We start from the raw sequence: 21,439 nt of genomic DNA on the forward strand, positions 1-21,439 counted from the left end.
TAATTATTTTAAGTTGTTGAAATTATTTTCTTTTGCAAAAGAAGACAAATTATTCCATTCTTTTAACTTCAGTCCTTCTTTAAACTTTATCGCTTTTGTTAACTTATGTTTTTTGTATAACAAACAATATCCGTTTTTTTTATTGTTTTTGATTTGACATTTTTGATAAATATCTCCTTTATTATTGTAAAAGACCCACCATTTGTTTGGTAATCCATTAATAAAATGTCCTTCCTTTTTTTTAAAAGAGTTTTCATAATAAAAAAGCCAATACTTAACAGGAAGGTTATTTTTGAAACTACCTTCTTTTTTAATGTTTCCATTTTTATAATAAAAAATCCAATAATCGGTTTTTTTATTATTTTCAAGCCAGCCTTCTTCTTTTAGTGTTCCTTCTTCATAAAATGATTTATGATATGTTTTTTGCCCAACTAAATAGAAAGTAATAAAAAAGCATAGTATGAAAACATTACTTTTCATTCACTAATTTCATTAAATCAACATCGTTACCTAATAAAATCTCTGTTGGATTGATGCGTCCTTTTTCCGGACCATTTTCTAGCTTTAAAACACCACGAGGACATACTGCTGAACAAATTCCGCATCCAACACAACTTGCACGAACAATATTTTCTCCTTTTTGGGCATATGAACGTACATCAATACCTTGCTCACAATACGTAGAACAATTTCCACAAGAAATACATTGTCCGCCATTGGTAGTAATTCTAAATCGAGATTTAAAACGTTGTACAATTCCTAAATAAGCGGCTAACGGACAGCCAAAACGACACCAAACACGGTTTCCAAAAATTGGATAAAATCCTGTGCCAATAACTCCTGCAAACCAAGCTCCTATTAAAAAGCTGTAGGTATCTTTTATCCATTGGGAGTTGATTCCAAGGAAAGATTGTGCACCAGTAAAGTAACAGTATAACGTTACAACAGTCATTATTAACGAAAACACTAAGACACTATGTATTAACCAGCGCTCTAGCTTCCATGCATTCATACTTTTGTTCGAATGCTGGCGATATGGGTCACCTAAAGTTTCAGCTAAACCACCACAACCACAAACCCAAGAGCAATACCATCTCTTTCCGAAGAAATATACCATTACAGGTACAATAACTAAAGTAAGTACAATGCCCCAAACTAAAATGAATAAGCCTATAGCTCCACTATTTCTTAAACTATCTAAATTCCATTCAAAAAAGAAATCATAGTCTAACGGAAAAGCATTTTTAAAATCATACCCAGGCATATTTAAACTGGTCATTATTTCTGGGATAAGAAAAGCAAATACAATTTGAAAGAATAATACAGAAGTTGTTCTAATGACTTGATATTTATTGTGTCTGTATTTTATATACATTCTTACTCCCATTGTAAGCATAATAACACAGTATAAAAAACCATATACAAACCATTGGCTAGCTTCTCCACCGTTTAAAAATTTACTGATAGGGTCTAATATAAAAGTCCAATTAACCACATAATCAGGAAAAAAATAAAGCAACAAGTAAAAAACAACTAAGTAAATTAAAACTAACCAAGCTATCCATCCTCGGTTTGTACTAGCTTCTAAATAAATACCATTATTCTTTATTCCTTTTGGACCGAGTAAAATAAAATTAGGAAGTATAAATAACAACGCTCCCAAAATACCTAAACCAAAAGTAAGTAACCATAACATACCTGAATTGTTTTTAACAAAACCATTTCCAGCTTTTTTAGCCAATTCATAACTCAACGTATGGGGTTTACCGTAGATTAAATATTGGTATTGTTCACCTTTTTTATCCCAATTTTTTTCAGCATCGTATTTAGTAATTAAAGTATTGTAATGATTGTTAGATGCTTCATAAGCATTTCTAACTCGGCTAGAAAACTCAAAAATATTCAAGCTTTCATTAATAATAATAGCTTTACTGAGTTCCTCTTTTATAATTTCGCTTTTATATCCTTTTTCAGCAACAAATGAGTCTAATTCTGATTGATTTAAACTAAAAGAACCCGTAAAAATTACTCCTGAAAAAATGATTAATCCTATTAAGAATAGAAGTAAACCTGTTTGTTTTATTATTTTCATACTAAACTCTACTGAAAATTCGCTTCCAGCTTTTCTTTTTTAATTGAATATTGGTATTGTTTTCTTTGTTGAATTTTGCCACAATTTCTGACTCATGAAGTTTGTAAAATTCAGGGTCGAAGTTGGCATCTGCTAAATGCTCTAAAACATAGTTTACAGATTGCTTTTCATTCAAAGCCTTGTCAAAAAAATCATGACGCATACGTATACCTAATGTATTTATACCTATAAATTTTTTTGTGTGTTTATCATAATTAATTCGGATACATTTTTTGCCATTTTCGTGCTCCCAGTAAAAATGGGTTTCATTTTCTTTAGGCTGCGTCCATACCCAACCATAAGTTTGATATTCAATATCAATAAATTTTGCAGAATTAAACCAATGACCTGGTTTGTATTCAATTCGGTTGCCACAAATAGTTTGCGCAACAGTTTCCCCCATCATTCTACCAGTATACCAAACAGCTTCAATAGGACGACGTAAACCAATGGCTTCATGTTGTTCTGCACAATCTCCAATTGCATACACATCTTTGATATTGGTTTCTAAAAAACGATTGACTTTAACACCCCTACCAAGTTCAATTTCCGAATCTTTTAAAAAGTCAACGTTAGGAGAAACACCAGCGGTCAAACCAACAACATTGCAAGGTATTTCTTCTCCAGTTTCTTCAATTATTACAGATTTTACCTGTCCGTTTTCATCCGATTTGATTTCTTTTAAGTTTGCGCCTAAACGTAAATCGATATGACTTCCTAAAATTTCACGGTTTATCATAGCAGACTCTTCTGAAGGCAATACTTTATTCCAAAAACTATCTTCACGAACTAGAAAGGTAACAGGAATATTTCTGCTATGAAGCATTTCAGCAAGTTCAATACCAATTAAACCTCCACCAATAATTACAGCTCTTTTACATACATCATTATTTGGAGCATATTTCTCAAGAGCTTCTAAATCTTGTTTATGATACATTCCCATAACACCATTTAAATCTTGACCTGGCCAACCAAATTTGTTAGGTTTTGAACCGGTGGCAATAATTAATTTATCGTAAGACAATTTCTCCCCAGTACTAAACTCTACTTCTTCTTTTGATGAATGTATTTTTGAAATAAAACCTTTTTTGAGATCAATATTGTTTTTTTTCCAAAACCAAGATTCATAAGGTTGTGTATGTTCAAATTTCATGTGTCCCATGTACACATACATTAAAGCGGTTCTTGAAAAGAACTCATTAGTTTCAGAAGAAATAATGGTAATTTTTTTGTCTGATAATTTTCTGATGTGTCTTGCAGCCGTAACCCCAGAAATTCCATTACCAATAATAACAACGTGCTCCATAAATGTTGATTTGCAATTTAGGTCGTTGCTAAAGTTAAGAACTTAATGAAGGAATTAAATTTAGAATGATTTTAAATAAAAGGCTTTTGTAAGTGAAGTTTTTTTGTGGCGACTCATGATTTATAAAAATTAACCATATGAAACGACAATTAGTAAGTTTTTCAATTTTATTGTTTTTTGTAGCGCAAATTTCAAATGCTCAGGATGATAAAGCAGAAAAATCAAATATTCAAACATATATACACCATCTAAACTTTTAAATAATAGTCAGTGGGATATTAAATGGTTTAATAACCTATATACTGAAACAAAATTTGCTGATGCAGATGGTAATACCAAATCGAAAGCAAGAGAGAATTATTTTACTTCAACGTTGGAGGCTTTCACTGGAATTTCTAAAAATAACCGTATTAACGTAGGAGCAATTGTAGAGTTTCGTTCCAATACAATAGGAGGACGTCAAGCATTATCAGTATTTAGTTTAAAAGATAACCCAAATATTGAAAGGAAAGGAATAACATCAATTGCGCCAGCAATTAAGTTTCAACCACTAAAAAATGTTGGAAACTTTTCTGTTCAATCAGCAATACACATCCCTTTAGTAAGCAATGAAACAGAAAAAGATGTGTTTTTAGATCAAACAGCTTGGACTTTTCAAAATCGATTCTTTTATGATTATACTTTTTCTAGTGGAAAATGGCAGTTATTTACAGAGTTAAATACGGAGTACAATTTTGGTGATGAGGATAGCTTTGCGAACAATACTTTTTTATTAGCTCCAGGAATCTTCTTTAGTTATTTTCCAAATGAAAAGTCTACAGTTTTGGCTTTTACACAGCATTCACAAAGATTTGGAGATTTTACACAAGATTATACAGCTTTAGGTTTGGGAGGAAAATATCAATTAACCAGTGTTTTAAACTTGGAGGTATTGTACAGTAATTTTGTTAGAGGAAACAACAATGGGCTAGGACAAAGTTTTAATGTAGGATAACGATCATTATTTTAAAAATAGTAAATTAGAGGAGTAATGAAAACTCTAAAACTCCTTTTTATAAGTTGTATTTTTTTGGTAAACTCTTGTACGAGTCAATCAAAAAAGATAAACGGTGTTAGTTTTGTTGCTTCTTCAAAAAAGATAACTAGTAAACATATTAATGATGTAAAAAAGGTATCAGCAAATTATGTAACGTTGATGCCTTTTGCTTTTGTTAAAAGCTTGTCTTCTCCAAATGTAATTTATGACTCCAAAAAGCAATGGTTTGGAGAGACAAAAGAAGGTGTGAAACAATATGCCAAAGAGTTTCAACAAAGTAAGATAAAGATTATGTTGAAACCACAAATTTGGGTTTGGAATGGTGTGTATACAGGAGCTATAAAAATGGATTCTGAAGCTAAATGGAGAGAACTAGAGAAATCTTATGAAGACTTTATCCTTGCTTTTGCCAAAGTAGCTGAAGAAATTAATGCAGAAATTTTTTGTATTGGAACAGAATTGGAACATTTTGTAAAAAACAGATCAGAATACTGGAAAAAACTTATTAAAAAAATTAGAAAAGTATATTCGGGAAAATTGACTTACGCAGCAAATTGGGATGAATTTAAGCGAATATACTTTTGGGAAGATTTAGATTTTGTAGGGATTGATGCTTACTTTCCATTGAGTGATCAAAAATCTCCAAGTATAAAAGATTTAGAAAGAGGATGGCAACCTCACAAGAATGAAGTTATTGAAGTTCAAAGTAAGTTTTATAAACCAGTTTTATTTACTGAGTACGGATATAGGAGTGTTGACTTTGCGGGAAAAGAACCCTGGAATTCAGGTAAAATTGAAGGAAGTGTGAACTTAGCGAATCAAGAAAAAGCATTACAAGCCTTATATAATCAATTTTGGAAAGAAGATTGGTTTGCTGGTGGTTTTGTTTGGAAATGGTTTCATAATCATAAAGAAGTTGGAGGGGAAGATAACAATAGGTTTACACCTCAAAACAAACCAGCAGAATTGACTATAAAAAAGATGTATGAAAGTAGTAGGTAAGAAGTATGATAAGCAACACTTGTTTCTTCTAAAAATAATAATTTTTGCAGTGTTTTGGTCGTCTGTAAATAGCTATTCACAAGAAAAAAGAATAGAAAAAATTACTTTTTCAGGAGTTAAAAAAACTAAAATACATGTTTTACAAAAAATACTAAGTTCAAAAGAAAGTCAAGTTTTTGACTCAATTGTGTTAAGTGAAGATATGATTCGCTTAAAACGCTTACCAGCAATTTCTAATGCAAACTTTCAAATATTTTGTGCTGATAACAAATGTGGTGTTGTTGTAACGGTAGAAGAGAATTTTACCATAATTCCAGAAGTCAATTTTCATAAAACTATTAATCAGAAGCTAACTTACAGAATAGGAGTAGGTGAGTATAACTTTTTGGGTAGGAATATAACCTTAGGAGGGTTTTATCAATATAATGGTTTTGATTCTTATGGAATTAACTTTAGGGCGCCTACGTTATTTTCAGCAAAATGGGGAGTGTCATTAAATCATCAAAACTGGATAAGTGAAGAACCACTTTATTTTGGTAGTGAATCAGCCAATTATAAGTATCAGAATATTTCTTATGAAGCTTTGGCTTTATACCAACACAATTTTAAAAATCAGCTACAGCTTGGAATTAACTTTTTTAAGGAAAAGTATCATTACTTAAACGGAAGTACTTCTTCTGAGGTTCCGACTGAGCTTAATGTTGATAAAAAGTTATTAAAGCTAATTTACACTTTTGATAATTTAGATTATAATTATCAAATACATCAACGGGTTTAAAAATGAGTTTCACGGACAATACGTGACTTCAGAAAATAAATACCAAGACGATTTTTTAATTTTTTTGAATGACTTTTTTTACTTCAAAAGGCTAGGAAAAAAAGGAAATTGGGCAAATAGGTTACGTGTTGGTTTGTCATCTAATGATGATACTCCATTCGCCCCATTTGCTTTGGATAATAATTTGAATTTAAGAGGCGTTGGTATTTTAGTTGATCGTGGTACTGGGAGTATTGTGTGCAATACCGAATATAGGCATACGCTGTATGAAAAAAAATGGTTTGTTATTCAGAGTAATGTGTTTGTAGATGCCGGAACATGGCGTAATCCAGGAGGAAGTTTTGATGATTTTATCAATAGTGATAATATGAAAGTTTATTCAGGTATAGGTTTACGTTTCATTAATAAAAAAATATTTAATGCAATTTTTAGAATTGATTATGGACATGGGCTTACAAAGAATGCATCAAAAGGATTTGTGTTTGGAATAGGTCAATATTTTTAATCCCAGATAGCCAAAGTTCAACCTCGAATGAGTTGTTTATTTGCATAAAAAAAACGAGGTTGTGAAATATAAACCTCGTTTTTTAAGCTATTCTTATGTAGAAAAATGTATTATTTTTTCTTTGGGTGTACTAACTTCATTTCTTCAATTAAGTGTTTTGCTCCTGCATATTTATCAACAATAAATAATACATAGCGAACATCAACCATAATATTTCTACAAATTTCAGGATCGTAATTCATATCACTCATTGTTCCTTCCCAAACACGGTCGAAGTTTAAACCAATTAAGTTTCCGTGAGCATCAATAGCAGGACTACCAGAATTACCACCTGTGGTATGATTGGTTCCTAAGAAACAAACAGGAACTTTTCCATTTTTATCAGTGTATTGTCCAAAATCTTTAGCGTCGTATAAATCGCGTAACTTTTGAGGTACATCAAACTCATAATCACCAGGAACGTATTTCTCAATAACACCATCTAAATAACTTACAGGATTGTAGTATACAGCATCTCTAGGAGAGTATCCACGAACTTGACCATAAGTAACACGTAAAGTACTGTTAGCATCAGGAAAATAGCGTGCATTTGGTAATGCTTCCATTAATGCTTTCATGTATGTTTTTTGTAACGCTGTAATTGGTTGGTTTTTCTGTTGAAATTCAGGATTGATTTTTGTGTAAAATTCTTCAATCATAGGCTTTGCATATTGGTAAGCAGCATCTTTTTTTAAGTTTTTTACAACCTTTTTAGCGTCTCCTTCTAATAATTGTAAAGCTTTATCTAAATCAGTAAAATTTGTTTTGTCATAAATAGAAGCATCTACATTAGTAGGATTGTATAAGGGTATTACATTTTTAAATACTCCTTTATCAACATTTACATCAAAGTTTTTATGAATTCCTTTAATTCGATTCACCAAAGAAGTTTTAGCTTCTTCAAACTTTTCAGGTTTATTTAAAGCTACTTGTTCTAACTGATACGCCCTAAAAGTCATTTGCATCAACTCGTTGGTAACTAAGAAAACTTCAATAAAGTTTCTTCTTTTAATATTAATGTCAGCAAAGTCTGCATATAATTTTTCAAACTCAGGAAGAATATTTCCGTAGGTTTTTTCTAACCCTTTTTCTTTTAGTGCTTTTTTGAAGGTAGCTTCAAAAGCTTGACGCTCTGCAATAGCGTTACTTTTTTTAATTCCTAAATTTTCACCAATCCATTTTTTCCAAGCATTTGCAATACGTGCTTGTTTTGAAGCATATTTAATACGAACAGCATCACTAGCTTTCATTTGTGCATCAATTTCTTTTAATGCAGCTTCACGAATAGCAATGTTACTCGGGTTAAACTCTTGTGTAATATGTTTAATAGCAACAGCAGGTAAATATTCATTAGTACGACCTGGGAAACCAAAAACCATAGTAAAATCACCTTCTTCAATTCCATCTAAAGAAACTGGTAAAAAATGTTTTGGTTTGTAAGGAACGTTGTCTTTACTGTATTTAGCAGGACGATTGTTTTTATCAGCATAAATTCTAAATAATGAAAAATCTCCTGTATGACGTGGAAAAACCCAGTTATCGGTATCACTACCAAATTTTCCAATACTACTTGGTGGTGCACCTACTAAACGAACGTCTTCAAATTTTTCAGTAACAAATAAGAAATATTGGTTTCCTTTATAAAAAGGCTTCACCTTAATATTTTGCCAAGTTTCTTTTTTTGCTGATTTAGTAATTTCATTGATGTTTTTATCAATGGTCGATTGTTTTTCACGTTCAGTCATAGTATTAGTAACCCCATTCAATGCTTTGGTAGTTACATCATCAATACGAACAATAAACTCAACATATAAGCCTTCATTAGGCAATTCTTCTTTTTTACTCATTGCCCAAAAACCATCTTTTAGATAATCATTTTCTAAAGAAGAGTGCGATTGAATTTGTCCGAAACCACAGTGGTGATTGGTTAAAATTAATCCTTCAGGAGAAATTACTTCACTAGTACAACCTCCGTTAAAATGCCCAATAGCATCTTTTAAACTTGAGTTATTTACATCGTAAATGTCTTTTGCGGTTAATTTACTTCCTAAAGAAGTCATTTCTTGTTCGTTCATTCCTTCTAAAAGTGAAGGAATCCACATACCACCTTGTTGTGCAGTAACCTGAACGACAATAAATAAGAATAGAATTTTTATATACTTCATCTGTTTATTTTTAAAAAGCTAAAGATACAAATTGGCAGCAAAACAGCTAATTGAAAGTATGAAGTAATAGGTTAAAAAAGACTTAAAATGTTATTTTTTTCCTATTGGATATATTTCTTGGTGAATAAAATCTTTAGGGAATTTTTCATCCCCGTCAAAACCTAGCTCAATATCACGCCCATTGTAAGGAATGTAGTTAGTTTTAAAAATATAATCCCATATACTTAGCGTAATTCCAAAGTTTACTCCCATTTTTCTGTCTTCAGGAAGCTCTTTTGCATGATGCCAAATATGCATTCTTGGATTGTTCAGAATATATTTTAACCAACCGTAATCCCAGTTAATATTGGCATGATTAAGGTGACCAATAGTAATGTTGAAAAAATGAACAATAGCAACGTCTTGTGCTGTAAATCCGCCCATAATAGCAAGCGGAATATACTTCATAGAGTTGTATACCACAGGTTCCATCCAATGATAACGAAGGTGTGCTGCAAATCCCATTTGTTTTACGGAATGATGTACTTTGTGAAAGTTCCATAAAAATTCATAACGATGGAGTAAAGTGTGTGTAAACCACTGCACAAAATCAATACTAATAAAAAAAACTACAATTCTTGCCCAATAAGGAAAGGAGTTAATATCGAATAGTTGAAAGCTAGCAACCGATAATCCAACAAGACCAAGAATATCATTAAATAATTGTTCTGCCGTGTTTGATAGAGCTATAAGTACAATAAGATTTAATAAAAAGAAATTGAAAAACATGTAAAAAGTATCCAGCCAAAAATCTTTACGGAATAAAGGTTGATTTTTTCGCCAAGGAAAGATAATTTCTAACCCCCAAACAATAAGAGAAATTAGAATTAAACCATAAAAATAATTATCCCAGTTTAACTCCATAAGTACTGACTGCTTAATGTAATTCAAGTAACCAGTGTATGAGTTTTTTATAATGTTTGTGTAGGTATCCATAAAGAAACTAAAAGTAGCAATTACAAAATATAAATTAGTTAAATTATTTCTAAGATTTTAAAAATTACAGCACTTATAATAGCAGCAATAGGTAAAGTAAGTATCCATGATAGTAAAATGTTAGTAATTACTTTATAATTGGCTTTTTTGGTAACGGTTCCAATTCCAAATAAAGAGCCAACTGACACATGTGTAGTAGAGACAGGTAAACCATGTATACTGGCAGTGGTTACGAGTAAGCCAGTAACAATATTAGCAGTAAATCCTTGCCCAGCATTCATTTTAGTAATTTTTATACTCATAGTTTCACCTACATTTTTTGCGTTTAACAATCCACCTAAAGCCATGGTTACTGCAATTAATATCATACTCCATTTTAAGTCAATAGTATTGGCAATAATTAATAGACCTACAATCTTTGGAGTATCATTTAACCCTCTAGCAAAACTAACAATACCCGAGCTCAAATAATGTAAACTATTTAAGATTTTTACAGAAGAAAAACTAAATAAAGTTAGGTTGCTTTTGTTTAAACTTGGAATTTGTTTTCGTATAGATTTAAAAATAAGATAAGCGATTAAGCTTAAAATTGTAGCTATTAAAGGACTAACAATTAAAGGAAAAAGAAAAGTGCTAGTTAATAATTTGAAGTTAAAAGCATTCCCTACAGCTATAATTCCTGTACCAAATAAAGCTCCAACTAAACTATGTGTAGTAGAAATAGGCATTCCTATTTTTGTAGCTAAAAATACGGTGATAGCAGCTCCCATAGCGATGGCTATGGCAAATATTGGTGTTTGAATCAAATCATTTGGAACTAAACCCTTTCCTGAGAAGTTTTTTACTAATTCATCTGCCAAAAAAATTGCTGCTACAGAACCAGAAAAGGTAGTTAAGGTAGCCCAATTAATAGCTTTCTTGTAATTGGTTGTCCCTGATCCAAATAGCGTAGCAACACCTTTAAAATTGTCATTTGCTCCATTACTATATGCAAGAAAACTAGCAGCTAAAAAAAGTAGTAAAAAAATCATAAGTTTAATTTAAGTATGATTCCTTTGACGGTAGAGTTAAATTAAACTTACATGTGTAAACTTAAACAGCCATCAAAAATACTTTGATGGCTGTTTTAATTGCTAAAAATAAATAAATTACTTCTTGTTAGCTTCTTTAATATATTTTTCTAAAGCCATCGTCATTGAAGGTGTTTCAGGTGTTGGTGCAGCAATATCTACACGTAACCCTCTATCTTCAACAGCTTTAATGGTAGTGTTACCAAACACGGCTATTCGAGTATTATTTTGTTTGAAGTCAGGAAAGTTTTTAAATAAACTATCAATTCCAGACGGGCTAAAGAATACTAAAATATCATAAAAAACATCTTCTAAGTCAGATAAATCACTTACAACAGTACGGTATAAATCTGCTCGTTTCCAATCTACACCTAGTTTATCTAGTTCATCAGGAATTAAAGGTTTTAACTTATCCGAAGAAGGAAGTAAAAACTTTTCATCTTTATGTTTCTTAATTAATTTAGTTAACTCAGGAAATGTTCTACTACCAACATAAATTTTACGTTTACGATACACAACGTATTTTTGTAAATAGTATGCTACAGCTTCAGACTGACAGAAGTATTTCATGTCATCAGGAACTGTAAAGCGCATTTCTTCAGCAATTCTAAAAAAATGATCAACAGCATTTCTACTAGTAAGTATTATTGCTGTATAATTGTTTAAATCAACTTTTTGAGCTCTTACTTCTTTAACAGGAATTCCCTCGACATGAATAAACGAGCGAAAGTCAACCTTTACCTTTTGCTTTTCTGCCAAATCAAAATATGGCGATGTTTCTGTTTTCGGTTTAGGCTGAGAGACTAAAATAGTTTTCACTTTCATAAACTTTCTCTTTATTACGTAGTTGTTGTTTTATAAAGAATTAATAGCGGTGCTATTTCAAGGGTGCAAAAGTACAAAATAAAATAAAACAACTTACTAATAACAAGCTTTTTATTATTTGTTAAAATTAAAAAAGCCCTAAAAATAAGCAGGATAACGAAAGAATAAATTAAAAAAAGTTTATTAGTAAAAGTGTATTGGTACAGTATAATAATAGGAAGTAACCATATACAAAGAACATATAAATACCCTGATTTTGTATGTAAAAAATAATTTATAATTGATGATAAACCTAAAGTGTTTGCTAATGCGTAATCTATTAAGAAACGTAGTGAGAAATACAGAATGACGAATAGAAGTAATCCTATAAAAGCTAAAAAGCTATGAGAGTATATCTCCGATACTAAAGTCAAGAATAAAAACAGAGAAATAACAATTGATGAAAAAGAAAATAAGAGTAATTTAAAAGGAGAAAAAAAAGAAGCACCTTCTTCCATTCTCTTATGAAAAAAACCTGGAGTTATAAAAGCAACAGAATACCCATATAGTTTAGTTGGTTTTAACGATTTCATCATAGCTAACAACACAATAGCTAATACAATAACTAAGGTAATCCAACTATCATGGTTTGTAATTCGTTCTATTGCTTGCAATTGCTTTTATACTTTTTAATTAACACAAAATTAGTAATAAATAAGTGTATCTTTGCTCAGAATTATATGAAAATTACATGAAGTCAGACGCTTTAGTCATAATTCCTACGTATAACGAGAAAGAAAATATCGAAGCTATAATTCGAGCAACTTTTAGTCAAGAAAAAGTATTTCATGTGTTGGTTGTTGATGATAATTCCCCTGACGGAACAGCAACAATCGTAGAAAACTTACAAAAAGAATTTCCAAATCAGCTTTTCATTGAAAAAAGAAAAGGAAAAAGTGGTTTAGGCACAGCGTACATTCACGGATTTAAATGGGCAATTTCAAATAAATATGATTATATCATAGAAATGGATGCCGATTTTTCACACAACCCTAACGATTTAATTCGACTGTATAACGAATGTGCTAATAAAGGGGCAGATGTTGCTGTAGGATCAAGATATTCGGTAGGAGTAAATGTAGTTAACTGGCCAATGAGTAGGGTGTTGTTATCATACTTTGCTTCAAAATATGTGCGTTTAATCACGAGAATGCCTATTCATGATACTACCGCAGGTTTTGTGTGTTATAAAAGAAAAGTGTTAGAAACAATCAAGTTAGATAAAGTTAAGTTTGTAGGCTATGCATTTCAAATAGAAATGAAATACAAGGCATGGAAGCATAAATTTAACATTAAAGAGGTTTCAGTTATCTTTACTGATAGAGTCTTAGGGAAGTCAAAGCTAAGCAAAGGAATCATTAAAGAAGCTGTCTTCGGTGTGATAAAAATGAGAATTAACGGATTACCAAAATAACAACATGCAATCATATTTAATTAAAAACGCACAAATCGTTAACGAAAACAAGGTTTTTAAAGGCGATGTTTTAATAGAAGGAGAATTTATTAAAAAGATAGGAGAAAACATAATTCCTACTGATAATGTGTTAATGGTAGATGCCGAAGGTAAGTTTTTAATTCCTGGGATGATTGATGACCAAGTACATTTTCGTGAGCCAGGTTTAACACATAAAGCTAATATTGCTACAGAAAGTAAGGCAGCAATTGCTGGAGGAATTACGTCGTTTATCGAAATGCCAAATACAGTACCTCAAGCAACAACTCAAGAATTATTAGCAGATAAGTTTGATATTGCAAGTAAAAGATCATACGCAAACTATTCGTTTATGTTTGGTGGAACTAATGATAATTTAGAAGAACTATTAAAAACGAATCCAAAAGATGTTGCGGGAATCAAACTATTCTTAGGTTCTTCAACAGGAAATATGTTAGTTGATAATGAAGAAGTATTAGAGAAAATATTCTCTTCAACTAAAATGTTAATCTCTGTGCATTGTGAAGACGAAGCAACCATTAGAAAAAATACAGAGGAATACAAAGCAAAATTTGGAGATGATATTCCTATAAAATACCATCCGTTAATTCGTAGTGAAGAAGCTTGCTATTTATCGTCTTCAAGAGCGATTGAATTGGCAAAGAAAACAGGAGCCCGTTTACATATTTTCCATTTATCTACAGAAAAAGAAACGCATTTATTTAGAAATGATATTCCGTTAGAAGAAAAGCAAATTACCGCTGAGGTTTGTGTACATCACTTATGGTTTACCGATGCAGATTATGATAAAAAAGGAACACATATTAAATGGAATCCTGCTGTGAAAACACAAAAAGATAAAGATGGATTATGGAAAGCATTACTAGATGATAGAATTGATATCATTGCTACTGACCATGCTCCGCATACTTTAGAAGAAAAAGACAACGTGTATACAAAAGCCCCTAGTGGAGGTCCGTTAGTACAACATGCAGTTACAGCAATTTTAGAAAAGGTGAAAGAAGGAGTGTTGCCAATTGAAAAAGCGGTAGAGAAGATGAGTCACAACCCAGCAAAAATCTTCAAAATTGAAAAAAGAGGTTTCATAAAAGAAGGTTTTTATGCTGATTTAGTTTTAGTTGATACTGATAAAAAATGGACAGTAGATAAAGAAAACGTATTGTATAAATGTGGGTGGTCTCCATTTGAAGGAGTTGAGTTTTCAAGTCAGATAACACAGACATTTGTAAACGGAAACTTAATGTACAACGAAGGTGTGTTTAACGAAGAAATTAAAGGAAAACGATTGTTATTCAATAGATAAATGAAGTCTTTTTTTTACATATGTATTGGTTTGTTTATAGTGTCGTGTACAAGTAATACGATATACGAAAAACCTGAGGATTTAATCCCTAAAGATTCAATGGTTTCATTATTAACTGATATGTATGTTGCCTCATCAGCAAAAAACCAAAAAAACAAGTTTCTAAAGCGAGAGAAAAACTATATGATTTTAGTATATGAAAAGTATAAAATTGATAGTACTCGGTTTGATGCTAGTAATACATATTATACCTCTAAGGTTGATGAGTATGCAGAAATCTTAAAAAAAGTAAAAGGTAATATCGATTCATTAGACGTTTTATATAGAAAAAAGCAGGAAGTTCAAGACTCCATAAAAGGGATTAAAAAGGGAGGGAAACTAAAAAAAGATACTATTTTAAATAAAGAACTATTATTGGATGATGCTCCTAAAGAGTTAATAAAAAGAGAAGATAGAGGCTTTGAAAAAAAAAGACTTAAAGAAGATTAAGTAATTTACTTTTTAAACTCTTTAGAAATTCTAGCAATTACATCATTAATAGGTTCAAATTCAAAATCAAGTTGTTCTGTAATTTTTTCAGAAGTATAGAACGATTCGTTGTGAGCAGGTTTAGCAGAGTTTTTAGTTAACAAAGGCTCTTTACCTGTAAGTATTGTTAAAAGCCAATCCACTCTCCAAAATATTGAAGTAATCAGTTTTCCTACTTTTTTTGAAGGTCTTTTTTTATTTAGATTATCAGCAATACTAAATAAAACATCTTTAAACGTTTTGTTTTCAGAAACTAAAATAAAACGTTCATTTTGTATATTAGAATCCATCAGATTTATCATTGCTTTTACGACATCACTTACTCCAACAAATCCAGTAATACCTTCTGTATAAAATTTAAATCCATTATTTATTTGTGTAAACATTTTTCCAGAGCCTTCACCCCAAAAACCACCGCCTAAAATTACACCAGGGTTTACAATTACGACATTTAAATCTTCTTGACTACCTCTCCAAACCTCCATTTCAGCACCGTATTTTGTAATAGCGTATCCATTATTTTCGTCATCATCTACCCATTCATTTTCTTCATTAATTGGTTGTCCGTTAATAGTATTCCCAACAGAAGCAATGGAGCTCACAAAACAGAATTTATCTACATTCGCATCAATAGCAAAATTGATTAAGTTAGCAGTTCCCTCAATATTTACCTGACGCATTTTTCTGTAATCCTTCGGGTTAAAAGAAACTAATGCAGCACAATGATACACTTGTGTAATATTGTCAAATACGGGTTTTAAAGAAGGTACATCGGTAATGTCGGCTTGTACCCATTCAATTTTTGAAAAGAATTCTTGTACATCGTCTGTATAAAAAGAAAAGATTTTTTTTACGTGCTCACGCTTTTCATCTGTTCTAAAAACAGCTCGAATTTTGTCGTTTTTTTGGCTTAAATAATATAATAAATGTGAGCCTACTAAACCTGTACCTCCTGTAACTAAAATCATAAAGCGAATTTAGTTTATTTTGGCTGATAAACTTATCTTTGCTTCTTTAAAATAGAATAAAATGACCAAGAATTTAGTAGAAGAATTACAATGGCGTGGAATGATTCACGACATTATGCCAGGAACCGAAGAACAACTTCAAAAAGAAATGACATCGGTTTATATTGGTTTTGATCCAACTGCAGATTCGTTACACATTGGTAGTTTAGTTCCAATTATTTTACTAGTTCACATTGAAAAAGCAGGGCATCAGCCAGTGGCTTTAGTAGGAGGTGCTACTGGTATGATTGGTGATCCGACAGGGAAGTCAGACGAACGTAATTTATTAAATGAAGAAGCGTTAGCTAAAAATGTTGCAGGTTTAAAAAGAACGTTAGGTCGCTTTTTAGATTTTGATAATGGAACTAAAAACGCTCCTTTATTGGTAAACAATTACGATTGGATGAAAGACTTTTCTTTTATCGAGTTTGTAAGAGATGTTGGTAAGAGAATTACTGTAAACTACATGATGGCAAAAGATTCTGTAAAAAAACGTATTACAGGAGAAGCAGGTAACGGAATGAGCTTTACAGAGTTTACGTATCAATTAATTCAAGGGTATGATTTCTATCACTTATATAAAACCTTAAATTGTAAATTGCAAATGGGAGGTTCTGACCAATGGGGAAACATTACCACAGGTACAGAGCTAGTTCGTAGAATGACACCAGGAGAAGAAGCAAAAGCATTTGCAGCAACTTGCCCATTAATTACAAAAGCTGACGGCTCTAAATTTGGAAAGTCTGAAGGAGGAAATGTTTGGTTAGATGCAGATAAAACATCAGTTTACAAGTTTTACCAGTTTTGGTTAAATACTTCGGATGAAGATGCTGAAAAGTATATTAAAATATTTACGTTTTTAGATAAAGAAACTATTGATGCTTTAATTGCTGAACATAAAGAAGCACCACACCAAAGAGCATTACAAAAGAAGTTAGCTGAAGAAGTAACAATTTTCGTGCATTCTAAAGAAGAGTTAGATAAAGCGATTGCTGCTTCAAACATTTTATTTGGAAAGTCAACAGCTGAAGATTTAAAGAATTTAGATGAGCAAACATTTTTAGATGTGTTTGATGGAGTACCACAAGCTGAGGTAACGTCTGAAGATATAGCTGAAGGATTAGATATGATTGCAGCTTTAGCCGCTAAAACAGGGTTCTTAAAATCAAACGGAGATGCGCGAAGAGCTTTAAAAGAGAATTCAATATCAGTAAATAAAGAAAAGGTAAATGAAGACTTTGTTATCACTTCAAAAGATTTAATTGCCAATAAGTATGTTTTATTACAAAGAGGAAAGAAAAATTACTTTTTGTTAAAGGTAGTATAAAGAAAATTGTAGACAAAAACTAAGAAAGCCCTTAAAAGAAATTTCTTTTAAGGGCTTTCTGTTTGTAATATATAAACAAACAAAGGGGGTGGGGTAAATCGTTATTATGAAACTGCTTTTAAATCAAATGTTAAAGGACATCTTTTACAATTAACACCTTTCTTTTGATATTTATTACAGCATTTACTTTTAGGTTTAATACAGTTACTTGTACACGAGGAACTACAAAGAGTAGTTCTTTCTAATGTCTTAACGGAAGTTTCAGAGGTAACTTTCTTGGTTTCAGTATAAAAAACAATCATTATTCTTCAGTAAAATCTGTGCAAATATAAGTTTTTTATTTAGAATAAATTAAAATAAAGAAAAAAACGTGAAATGTTATTGTTGTTTATCAGTAGAGATAGTAGTATCTTTGCTCTAGTAAAAAGCCCTCTTTTTGTTACAAAAACTAAGCATATACTTTTTTGTTGCACTGTACATGATAGCCATGTTGCGCCCAATAGCTCCTTTTGTTGAGTATGCAATAAATTATGATTATATATCAAAGGTTTTATGTATTAATAAAGATAAACCAGAGTTAAATTGTAACGGTAAGTGTCAGTTAATGATGGAGCTTGAAAAACAACAAGACGACGACTTTAAATCACTACGAATTTCAATGGAAGAATACCCTATTGGGTTTGTTTCTATCCTTAATATAGATTTAGAAGAAAAACAGCTTATAAAAGAGAAAGGAACATTTTTTTATAAGAAAAACTACCATTACTTATTCAACAAAGAAGTATTTCATCCTCCTATTGCTTAATTTTTACATATAAAAAAACTACTAATTGGTTACAAATAACGTAATCAAAAGAGTAGGCTATTGTAAAATAATAACAAAACTTAAATACAATTTACAGACAAAGATTTTTAATGATGCTCAGCATTGTTAAAGAAGTACTGTAGTATATAAAATTTAAAAGATGAAAAAAATATTAGCTATCATAGCTTTTGCTATGGTGTTCACTTCATGTAGTGACGATGAAATAATTAATGATAAATTAGAAGGAAAAAACGAAGTAGTAATAGAGTTTGATAACGGTTTTGCAGAAGACAAACTTTTACTAGGCACTTCAACATACACTAACGGAAATGGAGAAGTATTAACTGTAAATTCTTTCGATTATATCGTAAGTAATTTTGTACTTGTAACAGAAGAAGGAGAGGAATTTGTATACCCTAAAAATGAAAGTTACTTTATAATTAGTGAAGGAGGAGGAGATAAGCCTAAGAAAATTCAAATATCACTTAAAGACGTACCAGCAGGAAAGTATACAAAAGTTAAATTCGGAATTGGTGTAGACCAAGAACGATTTATAGAAGGACAAGCAGTACAACAAGACTTTTGGACTTTAGCTGAAAGTTATAACCTAACTTGGAGCTGGCAAGCAGGATATAAGTTTGTGGTTTTAGAAGGAAACTATAAAGAAGATGCAACTGAAAATCCTTTTATGTTACATATTGCAAGTAGAGGAACAACAGTAGATTTATACAAAGAAGTAGAGTTACCTATGGATGTAGCTATTGTTAGTAAAGAACAATCACCACAGTTGCATATTAAAGTAGATGCTAATACAATGTTAGATGGTAAATCTAAAATTAAACTTTCAGAAGGAGCAACTATTATGGGAGGAGATAAAGCGTCATTAATAGCAGAGAACTATACTGAGATGTTCATGGTTCACCATGTACATCACACAAATCATCATTAATAATAAATACACTTAAAGAATAGGGTGAAAGCTCTATTCTTTAGGTTTTTTAAGTGTAATAGGTTAATTGTTTTCAATTAGCTACTAATACCGTATGTAATGAAAAAAATAATGATTGTCTTGCTAGTGTGTTCTTTTTTCAGCTGTAAACAGGAAGATGTGTATACCAATGTAGAACTAGCTTTTGAACAACCAAGCAACTTTCCTGAACCTCATTATAATTTAAGCTCGAATCCAATTACAGAAAAGGGATTTGAGTTAGGGAAAAAGCTTTTTTATGAAGGAAAACTATCATCAGACGGAGTGGTTTCTTGTGCTTTTTGTCATCAGCAAAAGTTTGCGTTTACACATCACGGACATCAATTAAGTCACGGAGTTGAAGATAGAGAAGGAACTAGAAATACGCCACCAGTTCAAAATATGGCTTTCCAAAAACAATTTTCATGGGATGGAGCAGCTTTTCACTTAGATATATTTCCAATAATACCAATTACAAATCCAGTAGAAATGGATGAAACAGTAAGCAGTATTCTTGAAAAACTAAAAGAAGATGCGGCTTATAAAAAACTATTTAGCCAAGCTTTTGAAGATGGACAAATCAATGCTGACAATACGTTTAAGGCGATGTCTCAATTTATGTTGATGATGGTCTCAGCCAACTCAAAGTACGATAAATACGTTCGAGTTGAAAAAGGAGGAGAGTTTTCTAAACAAGAAAAAAAGGGACTAGAGCTTTTTAAAGCAAAATGTGCTTCTTGTCATACTTCAGATTTGTTTACAGACGATGCTTTTAGAAATAATGGTTTACCAATCAACCCAGAAATTAACGATTTAGGAAGAATGACGGTTACCTTATTAGAAGAAGACAAATACAAGTTTAAAGTACCCAGCCTAAGAAATATTGAACTTACTGCTCCGTATATGCACGACGGTCGATTTGGGTCTTTAAAATCAGTATTGAATTTTTATGCAACAGGAGTTCAAGAAACTCAAAATCTAGATCCAATTCTTAAAAATGAGAATGGAAAAACTGGAATACCATTAAACGAACAAGAAAAAGAAGACATTATAGCCTTTTTAAAAACATTAACAGATGAAGAATTTATCACAGATAAAAGATTTGCTGAATAAAGTACTACTCATATTAGTATTATTAATTTCAGTACAAATACAAGCGGACACGTTTCCTAAGCGATATGAGCTATTTTTAGACTGCGATGCTTGTGGCTGTAGTAACAGCGGAGGTAGTTTAGGAATGGGAGGAATTATAGATAATAATTTTGTTGGAGTACGTTATCTACACCAAAAATACCAATCAAAAGATGGGATTTTTAATAACTCTCCAATTATAAATGAGTATTTTAATACAGTACAAGTTTGGTCTCGAATTCCAATTATTAAAGAGTATTTAGAAGCCCAAGTTTTTGTTCCCTTTCATTTTCATTCAAGAGACTATGTTGATAAAACAACAGCTATTGATGGTTTAGGAGATATATCTTTTTTAATTAATTATACTGTTTTAAATAAAAATACAGGAAATTATAAGGAAGAAAAAGACAAGGTTATATCTTCTAACCATCTATTAAAAATTGGTGGAGGGTTAAAGTTACCAACAGGAACTTATAACGAAGCAATTAATAACTCAATAAACCCTAGTTTTCAATTAGGAACAGGTAGTACAGATGTAATTACGAATCTTCAGTATGTATTTAAGAGAAATAATTTCGGAATTACAAATTACCTTAATTATTACATAAAAACTACAAATAAAGAAGAGTATCGATTTGGAAATCAATTTAATTTCAATAGTACTTTCTTTTATGCTTTTAAAGATAGTAAGCAAAATAGTTTTGTACCTTCAGTAGGAGTTTCAGGAGAATTCTATGAAAGTAATAAAATGATTGGGTTAAAAGTTAAAAATACTGAAGGTCATGCATTGTTTTCTAGCTTAGGAGCTGAGTATAATGCAAAAAAATTAACAGTAGGAGCCTTAGCAATGTATCCAATACAGCAAAACTTAGCGCAAGGAACTATAGAAGTAAAATATAGAACATCTATTTACTTGAATTACAATTTTTAAAAAAGTTATTCTCTGTTTGTTTAGAATCAAAAAATAGGATTGTTTAAAAAAAAGAGCGGATTTTACGTAAGGATTCTTAAATTTGGTGACAAACCCTCAGTTAACAATTAAAAATA

General features: G+C 31.1%; 22 protein-coding genes. 13 read left to right on the plus strand and 9 right to left on the minus strand.

The window, feature by feature from the left end:
• Positions 1–3: 3 nt before the first annotated feature.
• Genes MK851_RS02510 through MK851_RS02520 form a run of 3 tightly spaced genes read right to left on the minus strand, consistent with a single transcriptional unit; the run spans position 4 to position 3,437 of the window.
• Complete coding sequence (locus MK851_RS02510; protein ID WP_320241118.1) at positions 4–480, minus strand: hypothetical protein; 477 nt, start codon at positions 478–480, stop codon at positions 4–6.
• Positions 470–2,092 (minus strand): 4Fe-4S binding protein, encoded by a 1,623-nt coding sequence (locus MK851_RS02515; protein ID WP_320241121.1) that lies wholly within the window; start codon positions 2,090–2,092, stop codon positions 470–472. The genes MK851_RS02510 and MK851_RS02515 overlap by 11 nt, the downstream gene beginning before the upstream one ends.
• A gap of 1 nt (position 2,093) precedes the next feature.
• Entirely contained in the window at positions 2,094–3,437 is a 1,344-nt protein-coding gene (locus MK851_RS02520; protein ID WP_320241124.1) for an FAD/NAD(P)-binding oxidoreductase, read from the minus strand.
• Positions 3,438–3,574: 137 nt separating this feature from the next.
• Between MK851_RS02520 and MK851_RS02525 the strand changes: the two genes are divergently transcribed.
• The 5 genes from MK851_RS02525 (at position 3,575) to MK851_RS02545 (ending at position 6,758) form a co-directional block, all read left to right on the plus strand.
• Entirely contained in the window at positions 3,575–3,697 is a 123-nt protein-coding gene (locus tag MK851_RS02525) for a hypothetical protein (protein WP_320241126.1), read from the plus strand.
• A gap of 113 nt (positions 3,698–3,810) precedes the next feature.
• Complete coding sequence (locus tag MK851_RS02530) at positions 3,811–4,431, plus strand: transporter (RefSeq protein WP_320241128.1); 621 nt, start codon at positions 3,811–3,813, stop codon at positions 4,429–4,431.
• A gap of 36 nt (positions 4,432–4,467) precedes the next feature.
• Positions 4,468–5,475 carry a glycoside hydrolase family 113 gene (locus tag MK851_RS02535; protein ID WP_320241129.1) on the plus strand — a complete coding sequence of 336 codons (1,008 nt, stop codon included), beginning with the start codon at positions 4,468–4,470 and terminating at the stop codon, positions 5,473–5,475.
• A complete protein-coding gene (locus MK851_RS02540) occupies positions 5,459–6,253 on the plus strand; it encodes a POTRA domain-containing protein (protein WP_320241131.1) in 795 nt (264 codons plus the stop codon). Before MK851_RS02535 ends, MK851_RS02540 begins: the two co-directional genes overlap by 17 nt.
• Before the next feature lie 22 nt (positions 6,254–6,275).
• Complete coding sequence (locus MK851_RS02545) at positions 6,276–6,758, plus strand: hypothetical protein (RefSeq protein ID WP_320241133.1); 483 nt, start codon at positions 6,276–6,278, stop codon at positions 6,756–6,758.
• A 110-nt stretch (positions 6,759–6,868) separates the two neighbouring features.
• Here MK851_RS02545 and MK851_RS02550 read toward each other — a convergent pair whose 3' ends face one another.
• The 5 genes from MK851_RS02550 to MK851_RS15650 form a co-directional block, all read right to left on the minus strand.
• Positions 6,869–8,962, minus strand: coding sequence for a S46 family peptidase (locus MK851_RS02550; RefSeq protein ID WP_320241136.1), 2,094 nt, complete (start codon positions 8,960–8,962; stop codon positions 6,869–6,871).
• 90 nt (positions 8,963–9,052) lie between these two features.
• Positions 9,053–9,937: a sterol desaturase family protein gene (locus MK851_RS02555; protein WP_303505323.1), complete on the minus strand. Its 885-nt coding sequence runs from the start codon at positions 9,935–9,937 to the stop codon at positions 9,053–9,055.
• 38 nt (positions 9,938–9,975) lie between these two features.
• On the minus strand, positions 9,976–10,968 hold the full coding sequence (locus tag MK851_RS02560; protein ID WP_320241139.1) for an anion permease: 993 nt from the start codon (positions 10,966–10,968) through the stop codon (positions 9,976–9,978).
• A 117-nt stretch (positions 10,969–11,085) separates the two neighbouring features.
• Positions 11,086–11,832, minus strand: a complete 747-nt coding sequence (locus tag MK851_RS02565) for a uroporphyrinogen-III synthase (RefSeq protein WP_303505327.1) — start codon at positions 11,830–11,832, stop codon at positions 11,086–11,088.
• Positions 11,833–11,846: 14 nt separating this feature from the next.
• Entirely contained in the window at positions 11,847–12,485 is a 639-nt protein-coding gene (locus tag MK851_RS15650) for a DUF4271 domain-containing protein (RefSeq protein WP_303505329.1), read from the minus strand.
• 77 nt (positions 12,486–12,562) lie between these two features.
• Between MK851_RS15650 and MK851_RS02570 the strand changes: the two genes are divergently transcribed.
• From MK851_RS02570 to MK851_RS02580, 3 genes are read left to right on the plus strand one after another with little or no spacing between them, the layout of a single operon-like run.
• Positions 12,563–13,285, plus strand: coding sequence for a polyprenol monophosphomannose synthase (locus MK851_RS02570; RefSeq protein WP_303505331.1), 723 nt, complete (start codon positions 12,563–12,565; stop codon positions 13,283–13,285).
• Between the two features lie 4 nt (positions 13,286–13,289).
• A complete protein-coding gene (locus MK851_RS02575; RefSeq protein WP_303505333.1) occupies positions 13,290–14,627 on the plus strand; it encodes a dihydroorotase in 1,338 nt (445 codons plus the stop codon).
• Complete coding sequence (locus MK851_RS02580) at positions 14,628–15,116, plus strand: DUF4296 domain-containing protein (RefSeq protein ID WP_303505336.1); 489 nt, start codon at positions 14,628–14,630, stop codon at positions 15,114–15,116.
• Between the two features lie 5 nt (positions 15,117–15,121).
• Here MK851_RS02580 and MK851_RS02585 read toward each other — a convergent pair whose 3' ends face one another.
• Positions 15,122–16,123 carry an NAD-dependent epimerase/dehydratase family protein gene (locus MK851_RS02585; RefSeq protein ID WP_320241142.1) on the minus strand — a complete coding sequence of 334 codons (1,002 nt, stop codon included), beginning with the start codon at positions 16,121–16,123 and terminating at the stop codon, positions 15,122–15,124.
• A gap of 61 nt (positions 16,124–16,184) precedes the next feature.
• Here MK851_RS02585 and tyrS point away from each other — a divergent pair, with 61 nt between their 5' ends.
• From tyrS to MK851_RS02610, 5 genes are all read left to right on the plus strand, one after another.
• Entirely contained in the window at positions 16,185–17,489 is a 1,305-nt protein-coding gene (tyrS, locus tag MK851_RS02590) for a tyrosine--tRNA ligase (protein WP_320241144.1), read from the plus strand.
• A 436-nt stretch (positions 17,490–17,925) separates the two neighbouring features.
• Positions 17,926–18,294, plus strand: a complete 369-nt coding sequence (locus MK851_RS02595) for a hypothetical protein (protein WP_303505343.1) — start codon at positions 17,926–17,928, stop codon at positions 18,292–18,294.
• A 160-nt stretch (positions 18,295–18,454) separates the two neighbouring features.
• On the plus strand, positions 18,455–19,243 hold the full coding sequence (locus MK851_RS02600) for an MbnP family protein (RefSeq protein ID WP_320241145.1): 789 nt from the start codon (positions 18,455–18,457) through the stop codon (positions 19,241–19,243).
• Positions 19,244–19,342: 99 nt separating this feature from the next.
• Positions 19,343–20,374 carry a cytochrome-c peroxidase gene (locus MK851_RS02605; RefSeq protein ID WP_320241147.1) on the plus strand — a complete coding sequence of 344 codons (1,032 nt, stop codon included), beginning with the start codon at positions 19,343–19,345 and terminating at the stop codon, positions 20,372–20,374.
• Positions 20,337–21,323: a transporter gene (locus tag MK851_RS02610; protein ID WP_320241149.1), complete on the plus strand. Its 987-nt coding sequence runs from the start codon at positions 20,337–20,339 to the stop codon at positions 21,321–21,323. The genes MK851_RS02605 and MK851_RS02610 overlap by 38 nt, the downstream gene beginning before the upstream one ends.
• Positions 21,324–21,439: the final 116 nt, after the last annotated feature.

This window comes from Tenacibaculum sp. 1B UA (genome assembly GCF_033978845.1).
Taxonomy (GTDB): domain Bacteria; phylum Bacteroidota; class Bacteroidia; order Flavobacteriales; family Flavobacteriaceae; genus Polaribacter.